The 24,200-nt window shown below is 65.7% G+C and carries 24 protein-coding genes and 1 pseudogene; 14 read left to right on the forward strand and 11 right to left on the reverse strand.

The genetic code is table 11. From position 1 onward, the window contains the following. Positions 1–263 precede the first annotated feature (263 nt). From hrpB to V3C33_07565, 5 genes are all read left to right on the forward strand, one after another. On the forward strand, positions 264–2,924 hold the full coding sequence (hrpB, locus tag V3C33_07545; protein XAS69100.1) for an ATP-dependent helicase HrpB: 2,661 nt from the start codon (positions 264–266) through the stop codon (positions 2,922–2,924). A 437-nt stretch (positions 2,925–3,361) separates the two neighbouring features. Beyond that, the gene (locus tag V3C33_07550; GenBank protein ID XAS69101.1) at positions 3,362–4,042 is read left to right on the forward strand and encodes a GntR family transcriptional regulator; all 681 of its coding nucleotides are present in this window, start codon (positions 3,362–3,364) and stop codon (positions 4,040–4,042) included. Positions 4,043–4,248: 206 nt separating this feature from the next. Then, entirely contained in the window at positions 4,249–4,971 is a 723-nt protein-coding gene (locus tag V3C33_07555) for a DUF969 domain-containing protein (protein XAS69102.1), read from the forward strand. Next, positions 4,968–5,939 (forward strand): DUF979 domain-containing protein, encoded by a 972-nt coding sequence (locus V3C33_07560; protein ID XAS69103.1) that lies wholly within the window; start codon positions 4,968–4,970, stop codon positions 5,937–5,939. The genes V3C33_07555 and V3C33_07560 overlap by 4 nt, the downstream gene beginning before the upstream one ends. Positions 5,940–5,963: 24 nt before the next feature. Continuing rightward, entirely contained in the window at positions 5,964–7,019 is a 1,056-nt protein-coding gene (locus V3C33_07565; GenBank protein ID XAS69104.1) for a DUF2891 family protein, read from the forward strand. Between the two features lie 328 nt (positions 7,020–7,347). Here the strand turns inward: V3C33_07565 and V3C33_07570 are convergent, their stop codons facing one another. From V3C33_07570 to V3C33_07600, 7 genes are all read right to left on the reverse strand, one after another. After that, positions 7,348–8,703 carry an MFS transporter gene (locus V3C33_07570; protein XAS69105.1) on the reverse strand — a complete coding sequence of 452 codons (1,356 nt, stop codon included), beginning with the start codon at positions 8,701–8,703 and terminating at the stop codon, positions 7,348–7,350. A 117-nt stretch (positions 8,704–8,820) separates the two neighbouring features. After that, positions 8,821–9,690, reverse strand: a complete 870-nt coding sequence (locus tag V3C33_07575) for a helix-turn-helix transcriptional regulator (GenBank protein XAS69106.1) — start codon at positions 9,688–9,690, stop codon at positions 8,821–8,823. Positions 9,691–9,718: 28 nt separating this feature from the next. Further along, entirely contained in the window at positions 9,719–10,402 is a 684-nt protein-coding gene (locus tag V3C33_07580) for a helix-turn-helix domain-containing protein (GenBank protein XAS69107.1), read from the reverse strand. Continuing rightward, on the reverse strand, positions 10,386–11,585 hold the full coding sequence (locus tag V3C33_07585; GenBank protein XAS69108.1) for an acetyl-CoA C-acetyltransferase: 1,200 nt from the start codon (positions 11,583–11,585) through the stop codon (positions 10,386–10,388). Before V3C33_07585 ends, V3C33_07580 begins: the two co-directional genes overlap by 17 nt. Next, positions 11,582–13,207, reverse strand: a complete 1,626-nt coding sequence (locus V3C33_07590; protein XAS69109.1) for an AMP-binding protein — start codon at positions 13,205–13,207, stop codon at positions 11,582–11,584. Before V3C33_07590 ends, V3C33_07585 begins: the two co-directional genes overlap by 4 nt. Positions 13,208–13,216: 9 nt before the next feature. Further along, positions 13,217–14,398 carry an acyl-CoA dehydrogenase family protein gene (locus V3C33_07595; protein XAS69110.1) on the reverse strand — a complete coding sequence of 394 codons (1,182 nt, stop codon included), beginning with the start codon at positions 14,396–14,398 and terminating at the stop codon, positions 13,217–13,219. 80 nt (positions 14,399–14,478) lie between these two features. Next, positions 14,479–15,750 carry a 3-hydroxyacyl-CoA dehydrogenase family protein gene (locus tag V3C33_07600; GenBank protein XAS69111.1) on the reverse strand — a complete coding sequence of 424 codons (1,272 nt, stop codon included), beginning with the start codon at positions 15,748–15,750 and terminating at the stop codon, positions 14,479–14,481. Positions 15,751–16,181: 431 nt separating this feature from the next. Between V3C33_07600 and V3C33_07605 the strand changes: the two genes are divergently transcribed. Next, the gene (locus V3C33_07605; protein ID XAS69112.1) at positions 16,182–17,465 is read left to right on the forward strand and encodes a cyclopropane-fatty-acyl-phospholipid synthase family protein; all 1,284 of its coding nucleotides are present in this window, start codon (positions 16,182–16,184) and stop codon (positions 17,463–17,465) included. A 110-nt stretch (positions 17,466–17,575) separates the two neighbouring features. On the opposite strand, the gene V3C33_07610 is transcribed toward V3C33_07605, so the two are convergent. The 4 genes from V3C33_07610 to V3C33_07625 form a co-directional block, all read right to left on the reverse strand. Next, a complete protein-coding gene (locus tag V3C33_07610; GenBank protein ID XAS69113.1) occupies positions 17,576–17,800 on the reverse strand; it encodes a hypothetical protein in 225 nt (74 codons plus the stop codon). A gap of 291 nt (positions 17,801–18,091) precedes the next feature. Next, entirely contained in the window at positions 18,092–18,367 is a 276-nt protein-coding gene (locus V3C33_07615) for a hypothetical protein (GenBank protein XAS69114.1), read from the reverse strand. Between the two features lie 128 nt (positions 18,368–18,495). Next, complete coding sequence (locus V3C33_07620) at positions 18,496–18,699, reverse strand: hypothetical protein (protein XAS69115.1); 204 nt, start codon at positions 18,697–18,699, stop codon at positions 18,496–18,498. Between the two features lie 101 nt (positions 18,700–18,800). Continuing rightward, on the reverse strand, positions 18,801–19,301 hold the full coding sequence (locus V3C33_07625; protein ID XAS69116.1) for a MarR family transcriptional regulator: 501 nt from the start codon (positions 19,299–19,301) through the stop codon (positions 18,801–18,803). Positions 19,302–19,382: 81 nt separating this feature from the next. Here V3C33_07625 and V3C33_07630 point away from each other — a divergent pair, with 81 nt between their 5' ends. The 8 genes and pseudogenes from V3C33_07630 (at position 19,383) to ligD (ending at position 24,117) form a co-directional block, all read left to right on the forward strand. Next, a complete protein-coding gene (locus V3C33_07630) occupies positions 19,383–20,093 on the forward strand; it encodes a hypothetical protein (protein XAS69117.1) in 711 nt (236 codons plus the stop codon). Continuing rightward, a pseudogene (locus V3C33_07635) lies at positions 20,090–20,263 on the forward strand (SDR family NAD(P)-dependent oxidoreductase). The gene V3C33_07630 and the pseudogene V3C33_07635 overlap by 4 nt, the downstream one beginning before the upstream one ends. Before the next feature lie 46 nt (positions 20,264–20,309). Next, positions 20,310–20,864: an SDR family oxidoreductase gene (locus tag V3C33_07640; GenBank protein XAS69118.1), complete on the forward strand. Its 555-nt coding sequence runs from the start codon at positions 20,310–20,312 to the stop codon at positions 20,862–20,864. A 246-nt stretch (positions 20,865–21,110) separates the two neighbouring features. Then, positions 21,111–21,434: a recombinase family protein gene (locus V3C33_07645; protein XAS69119.1), complete on the forward strand. Its 324-nt coding sequence runs from the start codon at positions 21,111–21,113 to the stop codon at positions 21,432–21,434. Positions 21,435–21,656: 222 nt separating this feature from the next. Further along, positions 21,657–21,929, forward strand: a complete 273-nt coding sequence (locus V3C33_07650; protein XAS69120.1) for a PadR family transcriptional regulator — start codon at positions 21,657–21,659, stop codon at positions 21,927–21,929. Continuing rightward, positions 21,926–22,279, forward strand: coding sequence for a hypothetical protein (locus V3C33_07655; GenBank protein ID XAS69121.1), 354 nt, complete (start codon positions 21,926–21,928; stop codon positions 22,277–22,279). The genes V3C33_07650 and V3C33_07655 overlap by 4 nt, the downstream gene beginning before the upstream one ends. A gap of 114 nt (positions 22,280–22,393) precedes the next feature. After that, positions 22,394–22,849, forward strand: a complete 456-nt coding sequence (locus tag V3C33_07660) for a DUF6176 family protein (GenBank protein XAS69122.1) — start codon at positions 22,394–22,396, stop codon at positions 22,847–22,849. A gap of 245 nt (positions 22,850–23,094) precedes the next feature. After that, positions 23,095–24,117: a non-homologous end-joining DNA ligase gene (ligD, locus tag V3C33_07665; protein XAS69123.1), complete on the forward strand. Its 1,023-nt coding sequence runs from the start codon at positions 23,095–23,097 to the stop codon at positions 24,115–24,117. The last annotated feature ends 83 nt before the right edge of the window (positions 24,118–24,200 follow it).

Genomic DNA, 24,200 nt, shown 5'->3' on the forward strand with positions numbered 1-24,200 from the left:
GTCGCAATTCGGTGGAGTCACAATCTACCGATTCTTTGGGGGCTCCATTTGCGCCTGAGTTGGAGACCTGCGAGTGCTGCAACGGCATGAAAAGAGGGTGTGGACATTGTCCACACCCTAGCCTCTGGACTGGGTCCTATAGGACCCGGACCGGGCCGTCGGACGCGGCTGTGATGTTCAGTTTGCGGCGGAGTGTGGGGCCGCGGGCGCCTGGCGACGCGAGGCAGAGCGCCGGCCATGAATTTTGTAGGCACAATGGATGTGTGACTCCTCCGCCCGTCCCACTGGACCCCGCATGCGACCCTGGGCCCTTCGATTTGGGCACCATCGGGGCCGGCCTGGTCTTTGCGGAATCGCTGGGGGAGCTCGCCGCTGCGCTGCATGCGGGAGGTTCGGCAGGAACCGCGGTGGTGCTTGCGCCTCCGGGCACGGGCAAGACCACGCTCGTTCCGCCGCTGCTCGCCAACATCGCGTTCGGCATCACCTCACACCAGACACGGGAGAATGGCCCCCGGCCGCGCGTCGTCGTGACCCAGCCACGCCGCGTCGCCGCGCGCTCGGCAGCCCGGCGCCTTGCCGCCCTGGACGGCAGCCGGCTCGGGGACCGCGTCGGGTACACGGTCCGCGGGGAACGCCAGACAGGCCCCGACACCCTGATTGAGTTCGTCACCCCGGGGATCCTGCTGCGCCGCCTGCTCGCGGACCCGGGGCTGGGGAGCACCACAGCCGTGATTCTCGACGAGGTGCACGAACGCGGGCTGGAGACCGATCTGCTCCTCGGCATGCTCGCCGAGGTCCGCGAGCTGCGCGGTGACCTCACGCTTGTCGCCATGTCCGCCACCCTGGACGCGCCGCGGTTCGCCGCCCTGATCGGGAACCACGACGGCGGCGGGCCGGCTCCCGTCGTCGACTGTCCGGCCGCGCTGTACCCGTTGGAAACGGACTGGGAACCCGCGGCACTGCCACGGCTGGATGGACGGGGAGTGACACGCGCCTTCCTGGACCATGTCGCGGACACGGCCGCGGCGTCGCACGCCGAAGCGCTGGCCACTGGCCTGGACATCGACGCCCTGGTGTTCGTCCCCGGAGAGTGGGAGGTATCGTACGTCGCTGCCCGGCTGCGCGGCCGGGTTGGTGCGGAGGTACTGGAGCTTCATGGCCAGGTCGGGCCGGGGGAGCAGGACCGCGCCGTTTCCGGGCGGGAGCCCGGCGGACCCCCGAGGATCATCGTTTCCACGGCGCTCGCCGAGTCGTCCCTGACAGTGCCGGGCGTCCGGCTGGTCATCGATTCGGGGCTCTCCCGCGAGCCGCGGCGCGACTCCAACCGCGGCATGTCCGGCCTGGTGACAGTGTCCTGTTCCCGGGCGTCCGCCGAACAGCGCGCCGGACGGGCGGCCCGCCAGGGGCCAGGCAGGGTGGTCCGTTGCTTCGACCAGAAGTCCTTTGGTGCGGCACCGGCTCACCGGACCCCGGAAATCACAGTGGCAGACCTGACAGGTGCCGCCCTGGTCCTGGCCTGTTGGGGAGCGCCCGGTGGTCGGGGACTGGCACTTCCGGACGCCCCGCCGCAGGCAGCGATGGATGAGGCCGAAGAGGTGCTGCGGGAACTCGGCGCGGTGGCAGCCGACGGCCACGCTACGGACCTGGGCAAAACCCTGGCCAGGGTTCCCGCCGACCCGCGGTTGGCCCGCGCCCTCCTGGCCGGCGCCGCCGTGGTGGGCCACCGCACTGCGGCGGAGGCCGTCGCGCTTGTTTCCGGGGACCAGCGTGCTCCCGGCGCTGATCTCACGCGTCTTTTGACCACGCTGCGAACGGGCAACGTGCCGGCGGCCCGGCGCTGGGCGGAGGACGTCCGACGGATGGAGGGAATCGCACGCCAGGAGCGGTCCGGCGTCGTGCCCTCCTCAATGGATGTGCCGGTGACCGCCGCGGAAGCCGTCGGTTTCGTCGTCGCCCTGGCGTTCCCGGACCGTGTGGCGCGCCGCGTCCCGGATGCGGGCCCGGAGCGCTACCTGCTGTCGTCCGGAACGAGGGCTGGTCTGCCCGCAGGCAGCCCCCTGTCCGGGCACGAATGGCTGGCCGTGGCCGAAGTGGCGCGCGCGCAAGGGCGCGACGCGGCAGGGACCGGCGCCCTCATCCGTTCCGCGGCGCCGCTTACGGCGCACACGGCGGAGACCGCCGCCCGGCATCTCCTGAGCGAAACCGTCGACGCGCAGTTCAGCCAGGGCCGGGTCACGGCTCGGCGGGAACGCCGGATGGGAGCGATCGTGCTGTCGTCCACGCCGGTTCGGCCGTCCGCGGCGGAGGGACGCGCGGCGGTGGCCCGCGCGCTGAAGAGGGAAGGTCTGGGGATGATCGGGTGGTCGACGGCGGCGGACACCTTGCGGCGCCGCCTCGCCCTTCAGCACCGGGAACTGGGTGATCCCTGGCCGGACGTTTCCGAGCAGGCTTTGCTGGCCCGGCTGGACGAGTGGCTCGCGCCGGAGCTCGAGGCCCTGGCCGGCGGGACCGCCACGAGCGCGATCGATCTGGCCGATCCCTTGCGGCGGCTCCTGCCGTGGCCCGACGCGGCACGGCTGGGCGAGCTGGCACCGGAGCGGCTCGAAGTGCCAAGCGGTTCGCGAGTGCGGATCGACTACCCGGATGTGGGGGACGACGGCGGCCGGCCGGTGGTGGCGGTCAAGCTGCAGGAGTGCTTCGGCTGGGCACAGACACCGCGGTTGGTGGGCGGGAGAGTGCCGGTGCTGTTCCACCTGCTCTCGCCTGCCGGGCGGCCATTGGCCGTGACAGACGACTTGGCTTCTTTTTGGTCCGGACCCTACGCGCAGGTCCGTGCGGAAATGCGGGGCCGCTATCCGAAACATCCCTGGCCGGAGGACCCGTGGACGGCGCCGCCGACAGCAAGGACCAAGGGCAGGAAGTGACTCCCAATCGTTTGAAATCGCGCAACAAACCATGATCGAGAACCAGAGGAATAGCCTGCCGTCGCGCAGGTGATCCTGGAGCAAATTGACCTCCTGACACGTCCGTCCAGCCGAACCATCACGTTGTACCAGACCCTGTTGGATCTCCACGTCCGGGACGTCATCGGCCACATCCCCGCAGATAATCTGGACTACCGGCACATCAACAACTGGGTGGGACCGATTTACTGTGGCCAACGTCGACCTGCTCTCCAAACCGCCGACTGCCCGGATCAACAAGGCCTGGAAACGTCACGGTGAGTCGCTGTTCTACATTGGGCCGACGAAATCGGGTGCCGGTAGACTGTAACGCCCGACAGGCCGCGTCCGGTCAGCGTTCCGTCCCGCATTCCGTCCCGCATTCCGTCCCGAGGGGCGGCGCAGAATAGGCTGGGAGCATGACGCTTGCTCGGGTTTTGGAAGAACTGCACCCATTCGCTAAGGGTGCCACGCACGCCCATACCGGAATGTGGGTCTCTGAGCAGCTGCGCCAGCGTATTGCCGACGGCCAGCTGGCCCCGGGTACCAAGCTCTCCGAGGAGGCACTGGGGGAGGCCCTGGGTGTCTCGCGCAATACGCTCCGCGAAGCCTTCACCACCCTGCATGCCGAGCACATCATCACCCGTATTCCCAACCGCGGAGTCTTCGTGGCCCATCCCACGGCCGATGACATCCGGGAAATTTACCGGGTCCGCCGCTTTCTGGAGCCGGCCGCACTGATGTGGTCGCCGTCGTCGTCCGTCAGTGATCTGGAAGCCATTGTGGCCGTGGGGCGTGAGGCGCAGGCTCGGGGAGACATTGACGGAATGGCCGGAGCCAACCAGGATTTCCACCGTGCCGTGGTGGCGCGGGCGGCTAGTGAGCGGCTGAACGGGCTGATGTCCCAGGTGCTGGCTGAAATGCGGCTGGTCTTCCATGGCATGGGCGCCAACCCGGACTTCCACGAGCCGTATCTTGCAGACAATGCGCACCTGATTGAGCTGATGGCCGCCGGTGAGCTTGCGGCCGCAGCCGAGTTCATGGGGAACTATCTGGAGCGGGCCGAGGCTCAGCTTTTGGCCGCCGTGACCCCGGTCTAATACATTTCCGGACAACGACGGTGGAACCTGCCGCCGGCGCCTTCGAGCACCCCCTTGCCAGATTGTTCAACAAAAGCATATGCTGTGGGTCACAGTGACAGGCGCCACTGCTGCGTGGATGAGGAAGTCCTCCGCGGGCCGCTGGCCGTGCCGCACCAACTACACACGTCCGCAGCTTGGTCATGTCCTTATGGGAATGGAAAATTATGCTCGTGCTCATCGGGGTATTGCTGGTGATTGTTGGCTTTGCCATCCGCCTGAACCCATTGATTGTTGTTACCGTCTCCGGCATTGTCACCGCGCTCCTGGGCGGCTTGAGCCCCTTGGAAATCCTGAACGCCTTTGGCTCCGGCTTTGCCAGCAGCCGCTCGGTGACCATCTTTGTGGTGGTGCTGCCGGTGATCGGCATCATCGAGCGCTTTGGTCTGCAGGAGCAGGCCAAGGCTCTGATCAGCAAGCTGGCTAAGCTGACGGCCGGGCGGGTGCTCCTGGGATATCTGCTGGTTCGCCAGGGCACCGCAGCCCTGGGCCTGAACAGCATCGGCGGACATGCCCAGACCGTGCGCCCGTTGGTGTTCCCGATGGCCGAGGGTGCCGCGCTGCGCCGCTACGGCAAGGTGCCGGAGAAGGTCAAGGAAAAGATCAAGGGCCACTCCGCCGCTGCGGACAACGTTGGCGTGTTTTTTGGCGAGGACATCTTCGTGGCCGTGGGCTCAATCCTGCTGATCACCACGTTTGTGGACACCACCTACGGGCTGCACCTGGAGCCGCTGGAACTGGCCGTCTGGGCCATCCCCACCGCCATCATCGCCTTCCTGATCCACGGCTTCCGCCTGCTGCGGCTTGACCGCCAGCTGGACAAAGACGTCCGCCAGGTCGAGGAAGAAGTGAAGATCGCACAGACCGTTACCGCCGGAGGCAACGCATGATCAAGGTTGAAGCAGTCTTCTGGCTGATTGGAATTCTTTTTGTGGCGTGGGCCCTCCTGATTGCCAGGGAGACCAACCACCCTAGGCGCTGGGGTAGCTCCACCTTCTGGGGCCTGCTGGGCCTGTGCTTCTTCTACGGCACCTGGGTCCAGGCGGGCACAGCCCCGCCGTGGATCTTGGGCGTCGCCGTGCTGGTTCTGGTGCTTCTTGCCAGCACCGGGCAGCTGGGGGATGGAAAGGCCGAGTCCACCAGCGTCGAAAAGCGCACCGAATTCGCTGCCAAGTTCGGCAACAAGCTATTCATCCCGGCCCTGACCCTGCCGGTGGTCACGGTCATCATCGTGCTTCTGGCTCCGGTGCTGAAGATCGGCGGAGAGCCCGTCTTTGACCCCACCAACACCACGCTGGTGGGGTTGGCCGTCGGCGCGGTGGTTGCCGCCGTCGTGGCCGTTTTGATCCTGCGTCCCAGGAAGAAACTGGCCCCCGTGTTCGAAGGACGCCGCATTCTGGAGTCCATCGGCTGGGCCGCACTGCTGCCGCAGATGCTCTCCACCCTAGGCATTCTGTTCACCAAGGCCGGCGTGGGAACCGCTGTTGGCACGCTGGCAAAGGGCGTCCTGCCCGAGGGCTCGCTGCTGGCCGCAGTCATTGTCTACTCCGTGGGCATGTTCCTCTTCACCGTCCTGATGGGCAACGCGTTCGCGGCCTTCCCGATCATGACGGCCGCCATCGGCTGGCCGGTGCTGGTGCAGACCTTCCACGGTACCCCCGCCATCATCTTCGCGATCGGCATGCTGGCCGGCTTCTGCGGCACCCTATGCACGCCCATGGCCGCCAACTTCAACCTGGTGCCGGCCGCGCTGCTGGAAATGAAGAACAAGTACGGCGTCATCAAGGCCCAGGTTGCCACGGCGGTTCCGCTGCTGGGCGCAAACATTGTGCTGATGTACTTCCTCGCCTTCAACTAAAGCCCGCACCCGAAAAGGAGCACCATGGCAGCCACCAACGCAGCCACCCGGATGGACCAGCTGGCCAACGCCTACGCGGACATCGTGCTGGATAACCTGTCCCGGCCCTACCCATACACCTCCCATCACGTGGAGAAGTCACAGGATGACAGGCCCAGCCCGCAGCAAATGCACCCGTCCTTCTACACGTCCTTCGACTGGCACTCCTGCGTGCACATGCACTGGCTGGGCGTGAGCCTGCTGGAACATGGGCTCGACCCCGAGCGGGACGCCGCGCTGCGTGCCGCCATGGGTACTACGCTGACGGCGGAGAACCTGGCAGTGGAGGGCGCCTACATGCTTGCCAACCCCAGTTGGGAACGCCCATACGGCTGGGCCTGGCTGGTGCGCCTGGCCGCGGCTGCCGCCACGGCACAGGACGGGCAGTCGCGCAGCTGGGGCAAGTCCCTGGACCCGCTGGTGGACATTGCGGCTTCTCTTGTGGCGGGCTGGACCGCCAAGGCCCAGTTCCCCGTGCGGCATGGCGTGCACACCAACGCCGCCTTCGGCCTGGCGATGATGCTTGATTCCTTCCGCGCCCTGGGCCGGGACGAGGCTGCCGCCGTCTGTGAGCGGGCCGCCCTGGCCTGGTTCAAGGACGACGCCGGCTGGCCGGGAGAGTGGGAACTGAGCGGTCAGGACTTCCTCTCCGCAGGTCTGAGCGAGGCCGATCTCATGGCTAAGGCTCTGGGTGCGAAGGACTTTGCGGCATGGTTTGAGGCCTTCCTGCCCGGGCTCAGCGCCGGTTCGCGCATCCTGGCTCCGGCGACCGTGACGGATGAGAGCGATGGTTATCTGGCGCACCTGAACGGGCTAAACCTCACCCGCGCCGGGCAGATCATCCGCATCCGCAACAGGCTTCGCGGCGAGGGCAGTCCCAGCCAGAACACCGACGGCCGGGAGAGTGCCGCTCTGGCCGTGCTGGACGCAGCGCTGGACCCGCTGCTGACGGCCGGGCTGAATGCCGTGATTACGGAGGAGTTCATGTCCAGCCACTGGCTGGCCAGCTTCGCCTGGGACGCACTCACCTCACTCGACTAGCAAAACAGTCGAGTTATTTGCGTGCGCTCACGACGACCCGGCTGATGCCGGGTCCAACTACATCGCTAACCGCACCTATCTGCCGATCCCACTGTTGATCGTGGCAGCCATCTGGTGCCTGGTTATTACCAGCCTCCCCCATGGTCGGTCACCGATTTCCGTGGCGGCCAACTGACATCGACTGCCTGGGAAGGTGGTGGCCGACGAAGTCTAGCCCCCGACATCCGACCGCGTCCTTATGAACGAGCCAGGCCGGTCCGCAATCAAGTGCCGTGCATCCGCGCGTGCCAGGGAGACCCGACATCGACGCGGGTGACCGACTGCACAGTCACCGTGCAGCTGTGCTTCCGGACGCGGCGAGATCGATGCCACGGGTCTCCGGGAGCCCGAAAGTGGCGAGCAGGCTCACCAGGCTTACGCCGGCGAGAAGCAGGCCGATGGAGGGGCTTCCAAGGCTGGCACCGAGCGATGTCGCCACGAGCGGCGTGACACCACCGCCGACGAGCGCTCCAAGGTTGTAGGCCATTCCGGCACCCGTGTAGCGGTAGCGGGTGGCGAAGAGTTCTGGCAGGAAGGCGCCGACCGGACCGTAGATTCCGGCGACGATGAGAAGCGTGCCCGACAGCCCGATCCCAAACGACCAGGTCGTGCCTAGGTCGAGGATCGGGAAGAGCAGGAGCGACCAGGGTATCGCCACGACGCAAGAGCCGACGATTACGGCTCGGCGGCCGATCCGGTCGGAGAGGATTGCGCAGGCAATAGTTCCGACTGCGAAGAACATCGCGCCGACGATTCCCAGCGACAGGATGGTCGGTCGGCTGTGGCCAAGGCCCTCGGCGCTGGTGCCGTAGCTGCTGAGGAAGGCTGTACCGATGTAGAAGAAGGCGAAGAGCATCATGGTGGAGGCGCCGCCCAGGAGGATCTGGCGTGGCTGGTTGCGCACTGACTCCCACACGGGCAGGCTGCGCGGGACCGCCGAGACGGCGCTCTCGTCGCTGGCCTCCTTGAAGACGGGAGTCTCTTCGATCTTGAGGCGGATGTAGAGACCGATCATGACGAGCACGGCACTCCCAATGAACGGAATGCGCCAGCCGAACGTGAGGAATGCCGCCGACTTGTCGCCGAGCGACAGATTGATGATGAGGAAGGTCGCACTCGCGAGGGCGAAGCCAATGGACGGGCCCAGCTGGGGGAAGGCTGCGAAGAGGCCCCGCTGCTTGGGCGGGGCGTACTCGGCGGCCAGCAGTGCAGCGCCGGCCCATTCGCCGCCGACGGCGAATCCCTGAAGAAAGCGGAGAACAACCAGGATGATCGGTGCGGCGACCCCGATCAAGCTGGCGTCGGGCAGTAGCCCGATGGTGACCGTCGCGATGCCCATGATGAGCAGTGTGCTGACCAGCGTTTTCTTGCGCCCCATCCTGTCACCGAAGTGGCCGAAGAGGACGGCACCGAGGGGGCGCGAGACGAAGGCGACGGCGAAGGTTCCGAACGAGGCGAGAGTGCCGGCGGCCGGGCCGAGTGCCGGGAAGAAGACCTGGGGGAAGACGAGGGCCGCTGCCGTGCCGTAGATGAGGAAGTCGTAGAACTCGATGATGCTGCCCATCGAGCTGGCGACGGCGACCCGGGCCATCGAGGTGCGGCGCGGACCGGACCGGGTCGCAACCGGTGCGAGGCTTTCGAGCATGCGATATCTCCTTTGACATCGGTCGTCGAGACGATGTTGTTTCGACGCGGAGATGTCATCGTGTCAGCGCCGTGCGTTCGCCACCACCTCCCGATGGAGGTGCTTTAGCGCGACCGGTCAGGGCAAAAGGCGGTGCCTGCGCGCGGCCACTACGGCTTCCGTGCGGCCGTGAACGTCCAGTTTCGTCATGATCGACTGCATGTAACTCTTCACAGTGACTGCCTTGAGTGACAGCCGGTTGCCGGCTTCGGCATAGGAACAGCCGAGCGCCACTTGGGCGAGCACATCCGTCTCCCGTCGGGTGAGGCGCGGGGCACCGCCCGGCGTGCCGTCGGAGCCGGCGTCGGAGCCCTCGAGCCGTGCGGTCACGGCGAGGATGCGCTGGGCGAGTTCGGGATCATCCGTGGTGCGGGCAACGGACAGGAGTTCGGCATGCGCCAGCCGGACGGTCTCGAGGAGGTCCCGGTCCCGTGGCTCCGCGGCCAGGCTGTGGACCACCCGGAGAATCGAGACCCGGTGGTCCACCTCGTCGCGAATCGTCAGTTCCCGCGAGATCCTCGAGGCGCTGGCGCTGAGTTCATCAACCGCGCACTCGCCGATCGAGATGGGCCCGCGCGTCGCCGCGTAAAGGATGCACCGGGCACGGCCGTCCACGAGGACCGGGAGCGCGACCATGGTCCGCAGGCCCTCGATGCGCACGGCATCGTCATGGTGATGGGTGATGTGGTCGGAGTCGAAGTAGTCGGCCACCTCGATGGCGCGTGCCTGGGAGAGGGCCCGTCCGCCGACCCCCTCGCCGGGCTGCACGCTGAGGTTCCTCAGGCCGTGTGTTGAGGTGCCGAAGAACTCGGTGATGGTGAGTTCGGTGCGGTTCACGAGGCCTGCGAAGAACACCCCGGTGCCCGTCCGTGCGGCGGTCTCCCTGATCGCTCTCTTCAGCAGATCGCGATCACTCGGCCGGTAAACGTCATTGTCATGCCCTGTCATAGGGCCCTTCCCCAGCTAGATGGAGCAGTTAGACGGAGCGGCCGTCCAGCTTGTCCTGGATACGACGCGCCACCTCGGCGGTGGGTGTCGAGCGGGAAAAAACGGCCACTACCAGGTCATCCTCGGCGGGGATGGATGCAGGGTCCCCCTGCGGCAGCACCCCGAAAATGCGGCGCACCGCCAGCAGCTCGTGTTCCAGGTTCTTGAGGGAACCACGGGGCGAATCCAGCATCATTTCGCGCAGCACGTAGTTATGTGTTGACGTGACCGCGGCGGCGAACCGGATTGCATCAAGGGTTGATACGCCTGGAAGCGCCTGGCGGAGGTAGTCGGAGAACAGCCGTTCATAGCGGGAGACCATGATCGTTTCCCGGTCCCGGAGTGCGGGCACCGCCTGCACCACGTGGTAGCGCTTTTGGGCCACTTTCCGGCGTTCGGAAAACTTCCCGAAGACCAGTGCCGCGGCCTGGCAGACAGCCGCCCACGGATCCGGATGGCTCGCCGCCAGGTAGGTGGTCAGCTCACTGAGCAAGGCTTCGTGGTCCGCAAAGATTACGTCTTCCTTGGCGCGGAACTGGCGGAAGAAGGTGCTGCGGGAGATTCCGGCGGCCTGGGCAATGTCGTCCACGCTGGTCGGGTCATAGCCATTGTCGGTGAACAGATCCAGGGCGGCCTCGGCCACCTCGGAACGGAAATTAGCCACTGATGCCATCCCGGTACAGTAGCAGCGCGTCGCCCTGTCCGCCGCCGCCGCAGAGCGCGACGGCGGATTTGCCGCTGCCGCGCCGCATCAGCTCATGGACGGCAGAGACCACCAGCCGCGCTCCGGAGGCTCCAATCGGATGTCCGAGGGCGATGGCCCCGCCGTTGACGTTGACCTTGTCCAAACTGAGGCGCAGTTCCGCCGCTGAGTGCGCCACCACCGAGGCGAACGCCTCGTTGATCTCCACGAAGTCAAGCTCCTCCGCCGTCCAGCCGGCGCGGGCCAGGGCCGCGGTGATTGCCTGCGCCGGCTTGTCCGGCAGCGCTGTGTCCGGCCCGGCGATCTGCCCGGCGGGGCCGACGACGGCGAGCACCTCAAGCCCGTGGGCATCGGCGTAAGCGCGGGTCACCATCACGACGGCGGCGGCGCCGTCGCTCAGCGGCGAGGCATTGCCTGCCGTGACGGTCCCCGCCGCCGTGAAGGCCGGCTTCAGTCCGGCCAGCACCTCCTTGGTGGACTGCGGGCGGACGCCCTCGTCCTGGCTTACGAGTGCGGGTGCGCCGCGTTTCTGCGGCACCGCAAGGGGGGAAATCTCGGCGCTGAATCTCCCCTCGTCCTGGGCGGCGGCCGCCCGCTGGTGGGACAACGCCGCGATAGAGTCCTGCTCCTCGCGGGAGAGCTGAAGCTCAGCATTGGCGCGGTCCGTGGCAATGCCCATCAGCTCCTGGTCAAAGGCATCCGTGAGTCCATCGTGGCCGGCCGAGTCCACGGCCGTGATGCCACCGTAGAGGTAGCCTGCGCGCGAGCCGGTGAGCAGGTGCGGCGCCTGGCTCATGGATTCCTGGCCGCCGGCGACGACGACGTCTGCCTCGCCGAGTTTGAGCAGCCTGACGCCCTGGATGATGGCACTCAGCCCGGAGAGGCAGACCTTGTTCACGGTGACGGCGGGGGTGCTGAGCGGTATTCCTGCCGCAACGGCGCTTTGGCGCGCCGGGTTCTGGCCCGCACCGGCCGTCAGCACCTGGCCCACGATGACCGCATGGACGGCCGCCGGCTCGATCCCGGAACGTTCCAGGGCTGCGGCGATGGCGGCGGCGCCAAGCTGCACAGCGCTCAGCGAGGACAGCTGCCCCATCAGTTTTCCTTGGGGCGTACGGGCCGCGCCCACAATGACTATGTCCTGGCGGCTCATTTGGTGCCCTCCTTTCTGGTGCTGATGTCCAGGGCGCGCAATCGCGACTTCAGGACCTTGCCGGTGGAGTTGTGGGGGAGCTCCTCGGGGAAAAGGATCCTGTCCGGAACCTTGAATCCGGCGATGAGGCCCTTCACGTGCGAGCGGATCTCCTCGGCCGTGACCGAGCTGGAGCTGCTGCGGATCACAAAGGCCACCGGCCGTTCGCCCCATTTCTCGTGCGGGACGCCAATCACGGCCACGTTCAGTACCGCGGGGTGGCTGATGATGGCTTGCTCCACTTCGATGGTGGAGATGTTTTCGCCGCCGGAGATGATGATGTCCTTGGCCCGGTCCTTGAGCTGGATGTAGCCGTCGGGATGCATGACGCCGAGGTCTCCGGTGTGGAACCAACCGCCGCGGAAGGCGTCGGCTGTGGCCTCGGGATCCTTGAAATAACCAAGCATCACGTTGTTGCCCCGCAGCACGATCTCGCCCAGGGTTGCACCGTCGGCCGGGACGTCGCGCATGTCCAGGTCCACGATGCGCGCCGTCTCGGCCTGCAGCATCCCCACACCCTGCCGGGAGATCTTCACGGCTCTGTCCTGGACGGACAGATCATCCCACGCCGCTTGGTACTCACAGATGGTGTAGGGACCATACGCCTCGGTCAGCCCATAAACGTGGACCACGTTGATCCCGATTGACTCCAGGGAGGTGATGATCGCGGGCGACGGCGGCGCTCCCGCCGTCGTGATCCGTAGCGGCAGCTCCAGTGTGTGGGCCTGGGGTGCGCCGGCGATGATGCTGCACACCGTTGGGGCGCCGCACAGGTTGGTGACGCCGAGGGTGTCGATGGCGTCCCAGACGGTGTCCGCGCGCACGGCCCGCAGGCAGATGTGGACGCCGGCCACCGCCGTAATGGCCCACGTGGTGCACCAGCCGTTGCAGTGGAACATCGGAAGCGTCCAGAGGTAGCGCGTGTCGCCGGTAAAGTGATTGTGGAAGGTTTCCCCGAGCGAGTTCAGATAGGCCCCGCGGTGCGAGTACAGCACGCCCTTGGGCTTGCCCGTGGTGCCTGAGGTGTAGTTCAGGGTGATCGGGGCGCGTTCGTCCTGGACGCCCCACGGAAGATCTGCGTCCCGGATTTCCGGCGCGGCGAGGAAATCCGCATACTGCGTAGCGCCCAGGCCCGCCGGGACATCCGGGTATTTGATGGTGCTGTCAGGCACTTCGACCACCTCGGCCAGCTGCGTCAGACCCAGGTCCAGTCCCGCGACGGTGCCCAGCAGTTCCGAATCGGCAAACAGCAGCCTGGCTTCGGAGTGCTCCAGGATGTACTGGAGCTCCCGGGCGGTCATCCGCGAATTCAGGGCCACCAGGACACCACCGGCCAGGGGGACAGCAAAGTGGGCAATCAGCAGTTCCGGCACGTTGGGACACAAGAAGGCCACCCGATCGCCGCGCTGGATCCTGCTCTTGATCACCTTGGCCAGCCGCTGGACTTCGGCAGCGAAGTCCCGGTAGGTGTAGGACCGGTCCCCGTGGATGATCGCCGTCTTCTGCCCGAACACCTCGGCCGACCGCTGCAGGAACCGCAGAGGGCTCAGCGGAGATTCATTGGGAAGCTCAAATGTGGTCATGGTGAATCCTTAGGCGAAGGCGCTTTGTCCGGTGACATCGCGGCCGATCAATAGGGTCTGAATGCTTTGCGTGCCTTCATAGGTATGAATGGATTCGATGTCCAGCAGGTGCCGGATCACGTGGTTTTCCAGCAGGATGCCATTGCCGCCCAACATGTCACGGGCAATGGAAGCCAGCTCGCGGGCCTTGCGGGTGTTGTGGTACTTCGCCATCGCGGCCTGGGTGGGGCGCATCTGGCCGGCCGCATCAAGGCCCGCCAAGTGGAAACAATGCAGCTGCATGCTGGTCAGCTCCGAGAGCATGTACGCGAGCCGATCCTGGACCAGCTGGAATTTCGCCAGCGGTTTGCCGAACTGTGTCCGCTGCGTGGCATAGTTCAACGCGGCTTCATAGACGGCGGTGGCGTGGCCGAGCGCGGACCAGGCCACACCCAAACGCGTGGCAACCAGGACTTCGGACGTGTCCTTGAACGTGCGGGCACCGGGCAGCAGGCTAGCCTTTGGAATTCGCACGTTATTGAGCTTGATCCGGGCCTGGTGGATGGCGCGCAGCGAGGCCTTTCCGGTGATGGTCTCGGCCTCGTAACCCTCCCGGTCCTGTTCCACCAGGAAGCCGCGGACATTGCCGGCATCATCGCGTGCCCAGACCACCGTGACATCCCCGACGGAGCCGTTGCCGATCCACTTTTTCTCGCCATTGAGGACGTAATCCTCCCCGTCGAGTGAGGCGGTGGTTTCCAGGGCGACGGAATCCGAGCCGTGGTCGGGCTCCGTCAGGGCGAAGGCGCCGAGCTTTTCGCCGCGGGCCAGCGGTCCCAGCCAGGTCCTGCGCTGGGCTTCCGAGCCAAAAAGGGCAATCGTCCGCAGCACCAGGCCGCCCTGGACTGCGATCACCGTGCCCAGCGAACCATCCCCACGGGAAACCTCCATATTGACCAGTCCGGCGGCCAGCGGGGACATCGGCTCCAAGCCCTGCACGTCAATGCCATCGGCCAGCAGGTTCATAGTGCCCATCCGCTTGGCCAGGTGGGCGGGGAACTCGGCGCGTTCCCAGTAGTCGTTCATCTGCGGCAGGGCCTCCTCGGTGAAGGCCCGGGCACGCCTCCACACCTCGCGTTCGGGTGCGGGAATGTTCGCGAAGACGGCGTAGTAGTCCGTGTCCAGTGGTGCGGCGACGTCATAGTCAGGCATGGGCTTGCATCCTTAGCGGGAAGTTGTTTGAAGAACGGCGTGGAGGGCGCGGGGGTGAACTGGGGCGGGCCGCGCCCGGTCTAGTCGGCGAATCCGGAGCCCGGGTGGAAATCCCTTCCCCAGACGCGCCGGGAGGCGCCGCTGAGGTCAAGGAGCGGTGTAAGGCCCCCCTGATGCTGCGGGAAGTTGGCGCCGAGAAGCATGCACAGATCCACTTCCGCCGGACCGGCGACCACCTTTTCGGCCAGCATCAGGCCCACTTCCTCGGCCAGGGCATCAAGGATCCGTGTCCTGATGGCGTCTGCGTCAGGGGGCGGTGCCGGACTGCCGACGTCGGCACGCGGCAGCAGGTCGGCCGCCTCGGGAAGCACGGTGCCGGACTTATCCAGGTAGCCGCGCAGCCGGGCATCCGCAATGGCTGCCAGGCTCGTGCTGACATAAAAACGGTCCGGGTAGGCGCAGTGCATGGTCTCGCAGATGTGCAGCTGGACTGCGGGTCCGATGAAACCCAGCAGCGTCAGCGGAGTCATGGGCAGTCCCAGTGGGTCCAGGGCATGATCCGCCAGTTCAATATCCGCCCCGTCATCAATGATCTGCAGCAGTTCGCAGAACAGCCGGGTCAGGATCCGGTTCACCACAAAGCCCGGAGTATCCGTCACCAGGACCGCAGTCTTGCCCAGAAGCCGGGCGAGCGAACAGGCGGTGGCGAGGCCGACGTCGTCGTTCTTTTCAGTCCTGATGATTTCCACGAGCGGCAGCACGGCCACAGGATTGAAGAAGTGCAGTCCCACCAGGCGTTCCGGATGGACCAGGCAGTGGCCCATCGCCGTCACGGAGAGGGACGAGGTGTTGGTCAGCAGCAGCGCATCGCTGCGCAACAGCGGCTCGATCTCCGCGAAGACAGCACGTTTGACGCTCAGCTCCTCGAAGACGGCCTCAATGACCACGTCACAGTTCCGGTACTCGCGCTTGTCCACCGTTCCGCGGACGAGACGGCCCAGCTCCCGCGCCGCAGTTTCGTCGAGTTGCCCGCGGCACACCTGCTTGTCCAGGTGTGCGGCGATCCAGGCTAGCGCGCCATCCACCTTGGCCTGGGACAGATCGGTGATCAGGACCGGAACTCCAAGCTGCTGGGCAAAGACCATGGCGAGCTGGCTGGCCATGAGCCCCGCTCCGATCACTCCAACGCTGCGGACGGGGCGGGGGTCGGCGCCGGGAGCGCCTGCCGCCGCCTGCCGTTCAGGGTCCAGGAGGGCCGCGGCATAGGCACGGGCCGACTTTCCAGGCGATTTGCGGGCATCTTTGCCAGCCCCCGCGAGCGGGCCGGTTTCTACGACAGTGTCAGGAACCATAACACCGTTCTATCGTGAACCTCAGTGTCATGTCAAATGAAACTGAGTTTCAACGAATGGTGCGCGGACGCTTGACCGCCGCTGAGGATGAACCGCGACCTCTTGGATTTCGCGAATCTTCTGGGATGTTCCCCTCTAGCAGGCATGAAGGCCGTTGTGCCCGATGTGCACACTTTGGGCTTCCGGCCGGTGGTGCCGGTACCCGGCTGATTCGGTCTCGGAACGCTCCCGCGAGTGTCCAGTGTTTGCAGGAGCGTGGGGCCGGTACTAGTCCCACCTCGGGCACAGAGTTACTTTGACGAGCAGAAAACCCCTTTCCCGGGGGTTTCTGCCTTAAGCGTCTGCCGTCGGCTGCTTCGCGCCCGTAGTGTTGACCCACGGGTCGTGTTTACGTCCAGCTTGGCCCCGGCACCGGAGGAGAGGCAACGAACATGACGAGAACGACGGGTGTGGCATCACGGCTGGCCGAAGCGCTGGCCACAGTCCTGGGTACCAATGAGATCCCGGTCCGGCTGCGCGCCTGGGACGGCTCGGAAGCCGGCCCGCCCGACGCGCCGGTTATCGTGTTCCGGTCCCGGCGGGCCTTGCGCCGGATCCTCTGGTCGCCCGGACAGCTTGGTCTGAGCCGCGCCTACGTCGCCGGAGAAATTGATGCTCCGGGCGATGTCTTCGCGGCCTTCACCGCGCTGAGTTCCGCCGGCAAGTTCGCCGAGCCCGGACCGTTCCGGCCGCCGACCGGAAGGGAACTTTGGACGCTGCTCAAGACTGCAGTCCGGCTCGGCGCACTGGGGCCGAATCCCGCGCCGCCCCCGGAAGAGGCGAATGTCGCCCGGCACGGCCGGCGGCATTCCAAGAGCCGCGACGCCGCGGCGATCTCGCACCACTACGACGTCGGCAACGACTTCTACGCCGTCGTCCTCGGTCCGTCGATGGTTTACTCCTGCGCGGTCTGGAACGACGAGCGCACGGGTCTGGACGCCGCCCAGGACGCAAAACTCGATCTGGTCTGCCGCAAGCTTGGGCTGCAGCCTGGCATGCGGGTGCTGGACGTAGGCTGCGGCTGGGGCAGCTTTGCCCTGCATGCCGCGCAGCGCTATGGGGTCACGGTCATCGGGGTCACGCTCTCCGCCGAACAGGCGAGGCTGGCCCGCAAACGTGTGGCCGAAGCCGGGCTGACCGACCGCGTAGACATCCGGGTCCAGGACTACCGCGACGTCGACGACGGACCGTTCGACGCGATCAGCTCCATCGGCATGTCCGAGCACGTCGGCCGCGCGCAGATCGCCCACTATGTCGCCCATCTGCAGAACCTACTGCGCCCCGGCGGCCGGTTGCTCAACCACGCCATCTCGTGGAACGCCGGACCGACCCGCCCGGACCCCGACTCCTTCATTCCCCGCTACGTCTTTCCCGACGGCGAGATGCTCAGCCTCGCCGAGATGATCGGCGCACTCGAATCCGGCGGACTGGAAGTGCTCGACGTCGAGGGTCTGCGCCGACACTATGCACTGACCCTCCGGGCCTGGGTGCAGCGCCTGGAAGAACACTGGGATGAGGCCGTGCAGACCGCCAGCGTAGGACGGGCCCGGGTATGGCGGCTGTACATGGCCGCCAGCGCCCTGGGCTTCGAGGCTGGAATAACGGGCGTCAACCAGGTGCTCGTGCAACGCCCCGGCGGCACCGAACCGCCGCTTCGCCGGACCGCCTGGATCTGAGGGTGCGAGATTCGGGGTGCGCTGGAACCCGTCAACGATCACCAGACCCCTGGGTCAAGCTCGACCCCGTCCCTGTAACTTACAGCGCTGGAGCCTGCTGGATGGACGAATCAATCGGCGGTGATCTCTGCAGTGCTGGCGTCGTTCAGGCTAACAACAAGTGTCTTGAGACTGCTGAATACTCCGTGTCCTGCAATGACATTGATTTTGGCGCACTCCGGACCCTCGCAGTACAGCCGGCCGTCTTCAACGATGGCTATATTCCAAAGACGGAGGTCCGGTCCCGGGAGGGAATTTCCGGAGTCTGAACCGATAACCAGGTCAAAATGGGGCACTGCGGTTTGCTTCCGTCCTCGGTACATTTGGCGCGATTCGCTGATGTATGTCGTGCTGCTCGGCCAGGACGGCGTCGACGAGGCGGATCAGGGAGCCGGGCCCGGGCCTTCCGCGGCCGATCCTCGGAACTCGGATCTGTTGCAAGGTGGCCGCAATCAAGGTGGTGTCGTTCACGATCCCGCCGGTCAAGACGGCCGAAACCATCAGGCCGCCGTCAGCACATCCAGCCTCGCGCCAGGGCGGTGGATGCGGAAGGGCCGTCGGTTCCTCACCGCGGGTCAGCGCCACTCCTACGATGCGGGCGGCCCGCTCCTGGACGCCTGCTCGTCCATCCACAGCACTCCCCAGTGGTGGCCGTCGAGGTCGCGGAACGCGCGGCTGTACATGAAGCCGAGATCCGATGGGTCGTAGGTTTGCGTACCTCCGGCCGCGATGGCTTTGTCGGCGAGGGCATCTACATCCGCGCGGCTGTCCGCGGAGAGGGCGAGGATCGCCGCCGTCGAGTTCTGGGTGTCGGCGATCGGTTGACTAGTGAACTCGGCGAATTTGGCGTGGGTGAGGAGCATGGCGTAGATCGTGTCGCTGAACACGATGCACGCGGCCGTCTCATCGGTGAAGTTCTCGTTGATCGTGTAGCCAAGGGCAAGGAGCTTCCCAAAAAGGGTCTGTGAGAGTGCCGTCCGGGCTGTCTCAGCTAAACGGCCGGATTCACCACGTCCTCAAGTTGAGTGCTGTCGAAGAACCGGACCTCGCCTGTCTCCTGGAAAAAGACCGGGACCATCGACGTGTTCAGGTTTTTCGAGGTTTCGTAAATCTCGGGACCGCTTCCGTGTTTGCGCGCTATGGTTCCAACTATGTCCGTACCGCGAACCCTGACCGTTCGATATTTGTAGCTCATTTGGACTCCTCAACGAGTTGAGATACAGACGTTACCCCAGGGAAGCGGCGCATGCCCTGCCACCCCGGCAAATCTCCGTCGAAGTCAACGGGTGGCGTGGGCTACGGGTGAGGCTGGGCGGTCGTGCCGGGATCCTCACGACCGGCATCGCGGTGGAGGTCCAGGTCGAGAGCGTTGGCGCCCGCGAGCTGGGCGAGCAGGCTTCCGAGCTGGGCAGTCTGCTCGCGGGTGAGTGGCGCCAGGAGTTCGGCCTCGTGCGCTTCGGCGATCTCTCGCAGCTGTCGCAGCACCTGCGCGCCCTCGACGGTCAGACGAAGTTCGTAGTTCCGGCGATCGGTGCTGCTGCGCTCCCGCTCCACGAGGCCGCGGGCCTGCAGCGAGTCCATGAGGGAAACCATGCGACTCGGCACGGCCCCCAGCCGGTCGGCGAGTGCCCGTTGGCTCTGCCCGGGGGCCCTGCCGATCAGGCGAAGCACGCCCGCATCGCTCGGGGTGAGCCCGATTTCCCCGGTGCGTTCGGCGAAGCGCGACGATGCCAGTGCGCCCAGCTGTGAGAGCAGGAAGGCGGTGCGCTTCGGCCGGGGTGCGGCGGGTGAGTCCATGGCTACAGATTACCTGCTTGACAGAACAATTCAAGAGATGAATCATTCTTGATGTGACTCAATTACTGGAAAGGCGTGATCATGACTGACGTTCCCCTTCCCCGCGCCGGCCAAATGGTCCGCTCGGGCGGACCCAACCCGGGCATCCTGGCGGTCGTGAGCCTCGGACTCACCGTCGCCGGCCTGGTCACGAGCGCGGTCATGACGGGTGGCCAGACGTTTGTCTCGCCGTTCTCTGCGGCGGCGCAGGTCGCCGCGTACTTTCAGGAGAACCCGGATGCAGTGCGGCTTGCCAGCACGATCCAGTTCGGTTCAGCCGTGCCGCTGGGCATCTATGCGGCCACTGTCTACGCCCGGCAGCTCCGCCTCGGAGTTCGGGTTCCCGGTCCAGCGATCGGGTTCTTCGGCGGCATGACTGCCGCGGTGTTCCTTATGCTCTCGGCTCTGGTGGGCTGGCTGCTGAGCCGCCCAGAGATCACCACCGACGTGACGCTCACCCACGCGCTGTCGTTTCTCGCATTCATTGCCGGCGGGGTCGGTTACGTAGTCGGCATGGGGCTCCTCATCGCCGGAATCGCAGTGCCGGCCCTCATCCTGGGCTTGGTGCCGCGCTGGCTTGCCTGGACCGGCCTCGTCATCGCAGCCCTGTCTGAACTGAGCTTCCTCTCGATGGCCATCGAGCCGGTCCAATTCCTGCTCCCGATCGGGCGCTTCGGCGGGCTCCTCTGGCTCGTCGCAGCTGGCTTCCTCCTGCCACAGAACAGGGCCGCCGCGAATCGAGAACCCCGATGACCGGCGTCGACCGACTCGACGGGAAGGTTGCGCTGGTCACCGGCGCGAGTCGGGGGATCGGCGCGGCGATCGCTGCGGCTCTGGCCGCGGCCGGTGCGCACGTCGTACTCGCCTCGCGCCATGAGGTCGCAATGTCGCGGCAGGCGAAGGCGATCACCGGTGACGGCGGACTCGCCGTTGCGATGCCGACCGACGTGACGAGCGAGCGTTCGGTCCGTGACTTGCTGGCAGGCAGGCATCCGGTCACGGTTCGGACGGCTCGACGCCTCCGTCAACAATGCCGCGGGCGGGGGCCCGCTCATGCGGGAGGCCGCGGACGGCGCGGCAATCGTGAAAATGTCCTCGACCGCGGGCGAACAGGGAGTCGCCGGGCTGAGCGGCTATGTGGCCAGCAAGTTCGGTATCGGCGGTCTGACCCGGGTCGCCGCCCTTGACTACGCGGCATACGGCATCCGGGTCAACGCGATCGCGCCGGGCCCGATCCTCACCGGCCGGCTTGCGGCGGCGGGTGAGGCTGTGCAGACCGGTGCATCGGCTGCCGTGCCGCTCCGTCGGGTTGGCCGCGTCGAGGAGATCGCGGCGGCCGCGTTGTGGCTGTGCTCCGGCGCCTCCTCATTCGTCACAGGCACCGTGCGCGCCGTGGACGGCGGACGGCTCGCCGGCACCCTGCGTTCACGCTCGCCCCGTGACCCTCCCGCAGGGCATCGGCTGAAGAGGACTAATGCCTGGTCTGGTCCAGCGTTGCAGGGGAGCCCATCCGGTAACCGGTGATGTGCCGTTCCAGCCATCTGGCCCGTTTCTATGCGGCAGCCGCTAGCGAGTCAATAAACATGGATCGTTCCATCAGCGAAAAGCGATCCAACCGTAATGGCCACTGGCAGTTCGCGCTCAGGCAGCCTGCTAGCTTAGTTACGCTTCAGGCTGCGGCGGCGAGCTGCGGCTTGTTGGCGGGTGGTGCAGGCATCATTTTTGGTGCGTGCTTGGCGCTCCATCCAAGCGAGAGAAGAGGGCCCCGGCTTGGCGCAGATCATCGTCTGTTATGCCAGGGTCAGCACGAAAGAGCAGACGATGGAATCCCAGGTGGATGCCGTGGTGGCGACCGGGGCGTTCAAGGTGTTTATGGAGCAGGCATCCGGAGCGACGCAGGTCCGACCCCAGTGGCAGGAGTGTTTGAGATATTTGCAGCCGGGCAATCATTTAGTGGTCACGGAGCTGACCCGGCCGGGACGCAGCACCGAAGACCTGGCGGGGATCATCACGTTGCTGGGGGAGCGGGGGATTGTTTTCAAGTCACTGACGGAGCCTTGGCTGGATAACCGAAGCGCCCATGGACAGCTTTAGCCGCGTTTATCCCTTTTGTCCATGGAGGCAGGTGGCCGGCCCCAGAGCCCACAACAACGCCAGCACGGCTTGAAGCTCCGTGCGTCGTCATGCACCCAGAGTTGCCCACCAGAGAACCCTTGTCTTAGTACCCTGAACGTACTAGATTCATAGTACGCTCAGCGTACTAGTGGAGGAGAGTGCGGAACGCATACGGAAACGATCTCAGGACCTTCTCTGCAGGTGCTGCTCAGCCTGCTGGAGGGACCCCAGCACGGCTACGCGATCGCCAGCGACATCGCAGAACGGGCCGGGACCAGGCCCGGACCCGGAACGCTGTACGGGGCGATCTCGCGTCTGGAGCAACTCGGACACATCACGGCGGTGCCCGGTGCGGACAGGCGCCGCCCTTACCAGATAACCGACTCAGGTGTCTGCGCGGTGCGTGAGTCCATTGACCAGCTCGGGGCGATCGTCGCCGTCGGCAGAGAACGCTTGAAGGTGGTGCGGTCATGAATATGCTGAGGTTTCTGTTTCCGCGCTCGTGGAGTGCCCGCTACTGGGATGAGATGGCTGACCTCTGCCGGCAATCGCCGCGGCCCGTGGCGGCTGTGGTTGACATGGTGCTCCTTGCCGCACGTCTTCGAGCGCAGCAGCTGGCACGGCACGCTGGCTGGGCAGTCTCGGTCAGCTCAGCTCTCGTATTCGCTGCCGCGGTCGGTATCGCCGCGTGCGTTCCCAGGCTCGCGCATGGATGGGTGGAGCTGCCCGGCCATTGGTGGAGCGCGCCATGGCTGCTGGCAGGGGCCCTCGGTTGCGCGGGGTTTTCCGCCGTGCTATACGGCAAGCGGCCATCGGCGGGGTGATTCCGGTCTTGCCGTCTGCGTGGGTGCGGCGGAACTAATCGGGAGCGGGAATTATCGGCGCAGTCGGTGCGCGGCGGGGTTGCAGAATGGTCGCCCGCCATGGAGCATGTAGCGATGGCTGAGAGAGAACCCTTCACCCCGTTTCGCCCGGAACCACGAGAGGGTTTCCCGGAACACCCCATGCCGTCCTCGGTGCCTGGAGGGCCGCGGCTTGAGCTAAGCCGCGCTCCGATCGTCGCGGGCAAGGAAGATGAGTTCGAGGCGTGGATGGCGGCGATCAATGACCGCTATGACGAACACGAAGAGGCGCTGTCCAACGAAAGGCAGGTCTTTGAGGCGACGTTCAAGCACCAGGAGGCGGACGGTACCCTGCGGATCTATCACGTGAGCCTGATGGGCACCAACGGCGGCGGCCTCGATGAATCTCTTCAAATGAGTGCCGACCACGGAGCCTATAGTCGTCGGGTCAAGCAACCGGGTTGGGAGGAGCTGACGCCGAAGTTCATGCTGACCCCCCAGCACATCGGCGCCGTAATGACGCAGTGGGGCCGAACGGGTTCGATAGACTGACTTGCGTCGCGGGCGCACAAAAATGATACGCGCACCTAGTCTCCGTCCCGCAGAGCGTTCCGCCGGGCGGACGCAGAAACCGCCAACTCATCCTGCGAATTCACCGCCATTGTCCGCTAACAGTCACATCGCTGATGCGGGCGACTCAATCGTATTCCGGGAGCTTGTGGTCCGTTGACGAAGCGGACGCGAAGCAATGGTCGGAGGGGGCTGACGTGAGGAGCTGTGCGGGGTAAGTTTGCCCCATGACCAGCGAACAAGCCCATCTCAGCGTAGATGGCCCCCATGGTCCACGGGAAATGCGCATATCAAGCGCCAGCAGGATTCTTTGGCCGAAACTTGGCCTGACCAAGCTCGATCTTGCCCGCTACATCTCGGAGGTGGGGGAGTCCTTCCTTGCAGCCAACGGTGATCGGCCAGTGTCCCTTCAACGGTTTTCGGACAACATTGACGGCGATCAGTTCTTCTCCAAGAATCCGCCGAAGGGCGCCCCGGACTTTGTGCGGTCGGTACCTGTGGTTTATCCCAGCGGCCGGTCACATCCACAGCTGGTCATGGATGAAACTGCAGCTGCCGTGTGGGCTGTTCAGATGAACACGGTGGTGTTTCACCCGTGGCCGTCGCGCGCAGGGAACCCGGACAACCCCGACGAGTTACGGATCGACCTCGACCCGCAGCCCGGAACTGGATTCGAAGACGCCATCCCTGCAGCCGTGGAGTTGAAATCTGTCCTCGAGGAGGCTGGACTGAATGCGTTCGTGAAAACCTCCGGAAACCGCGGACTGCACGTCTTCGCGCCCATCGAACCCGCCCGCGAGTTCCTGGACGTGCGTCATGCTGTGATCGCTGCCGCCCGCGAGCTCGAGCGGCGGATGCCGGACAAAATCACAACTGCCTGGTGGAAAGAGGAGCGCGGTACCCGGATATTTGTCGATTTCAACCAGGCGAACCGTGACCGGACCATGGCCGGCGCCTACAGTCCGCGGGCCCTTGAGGACGCACAGGTTTCCTGCCCTATCACCTGGGATGAGCTGGGGAACGCGGATCCGAAGGCCTACACCATAGCCACTGTGCCGGGGCGGCTGAGATCCGTCGGCAATCCATGGGCTGATTTCCACTCAGAGCCCGGGACCATAGACGCACTGCTTGGTTGGTGGGAAGCCGACGTAGCAAGGGGTCTTGGTGAGCTCCCCTTCCCTCCGGACTTCCCCAAGATGCCGGGTGAACCCCCGCGGGTGCAGCCCAGCCGGGCACGCAACAAGGGCTAACAGGCGTCTGTTGCAATCCGGTCGGCTCAGTTCTCCGGAATCGAGACGGTTGCCTTTGCCTCGGCTCCAGTGAGGTCGCGGGA

It is taken from the genome of Micrococcaceae bacterium Sec5.7 (assembly GCA_039636785.1).
GTDB lineage: Bacteria > Actinomycetota > Actinomycetes > Actinomycetales > Micrococcaceae > Arthrobacter.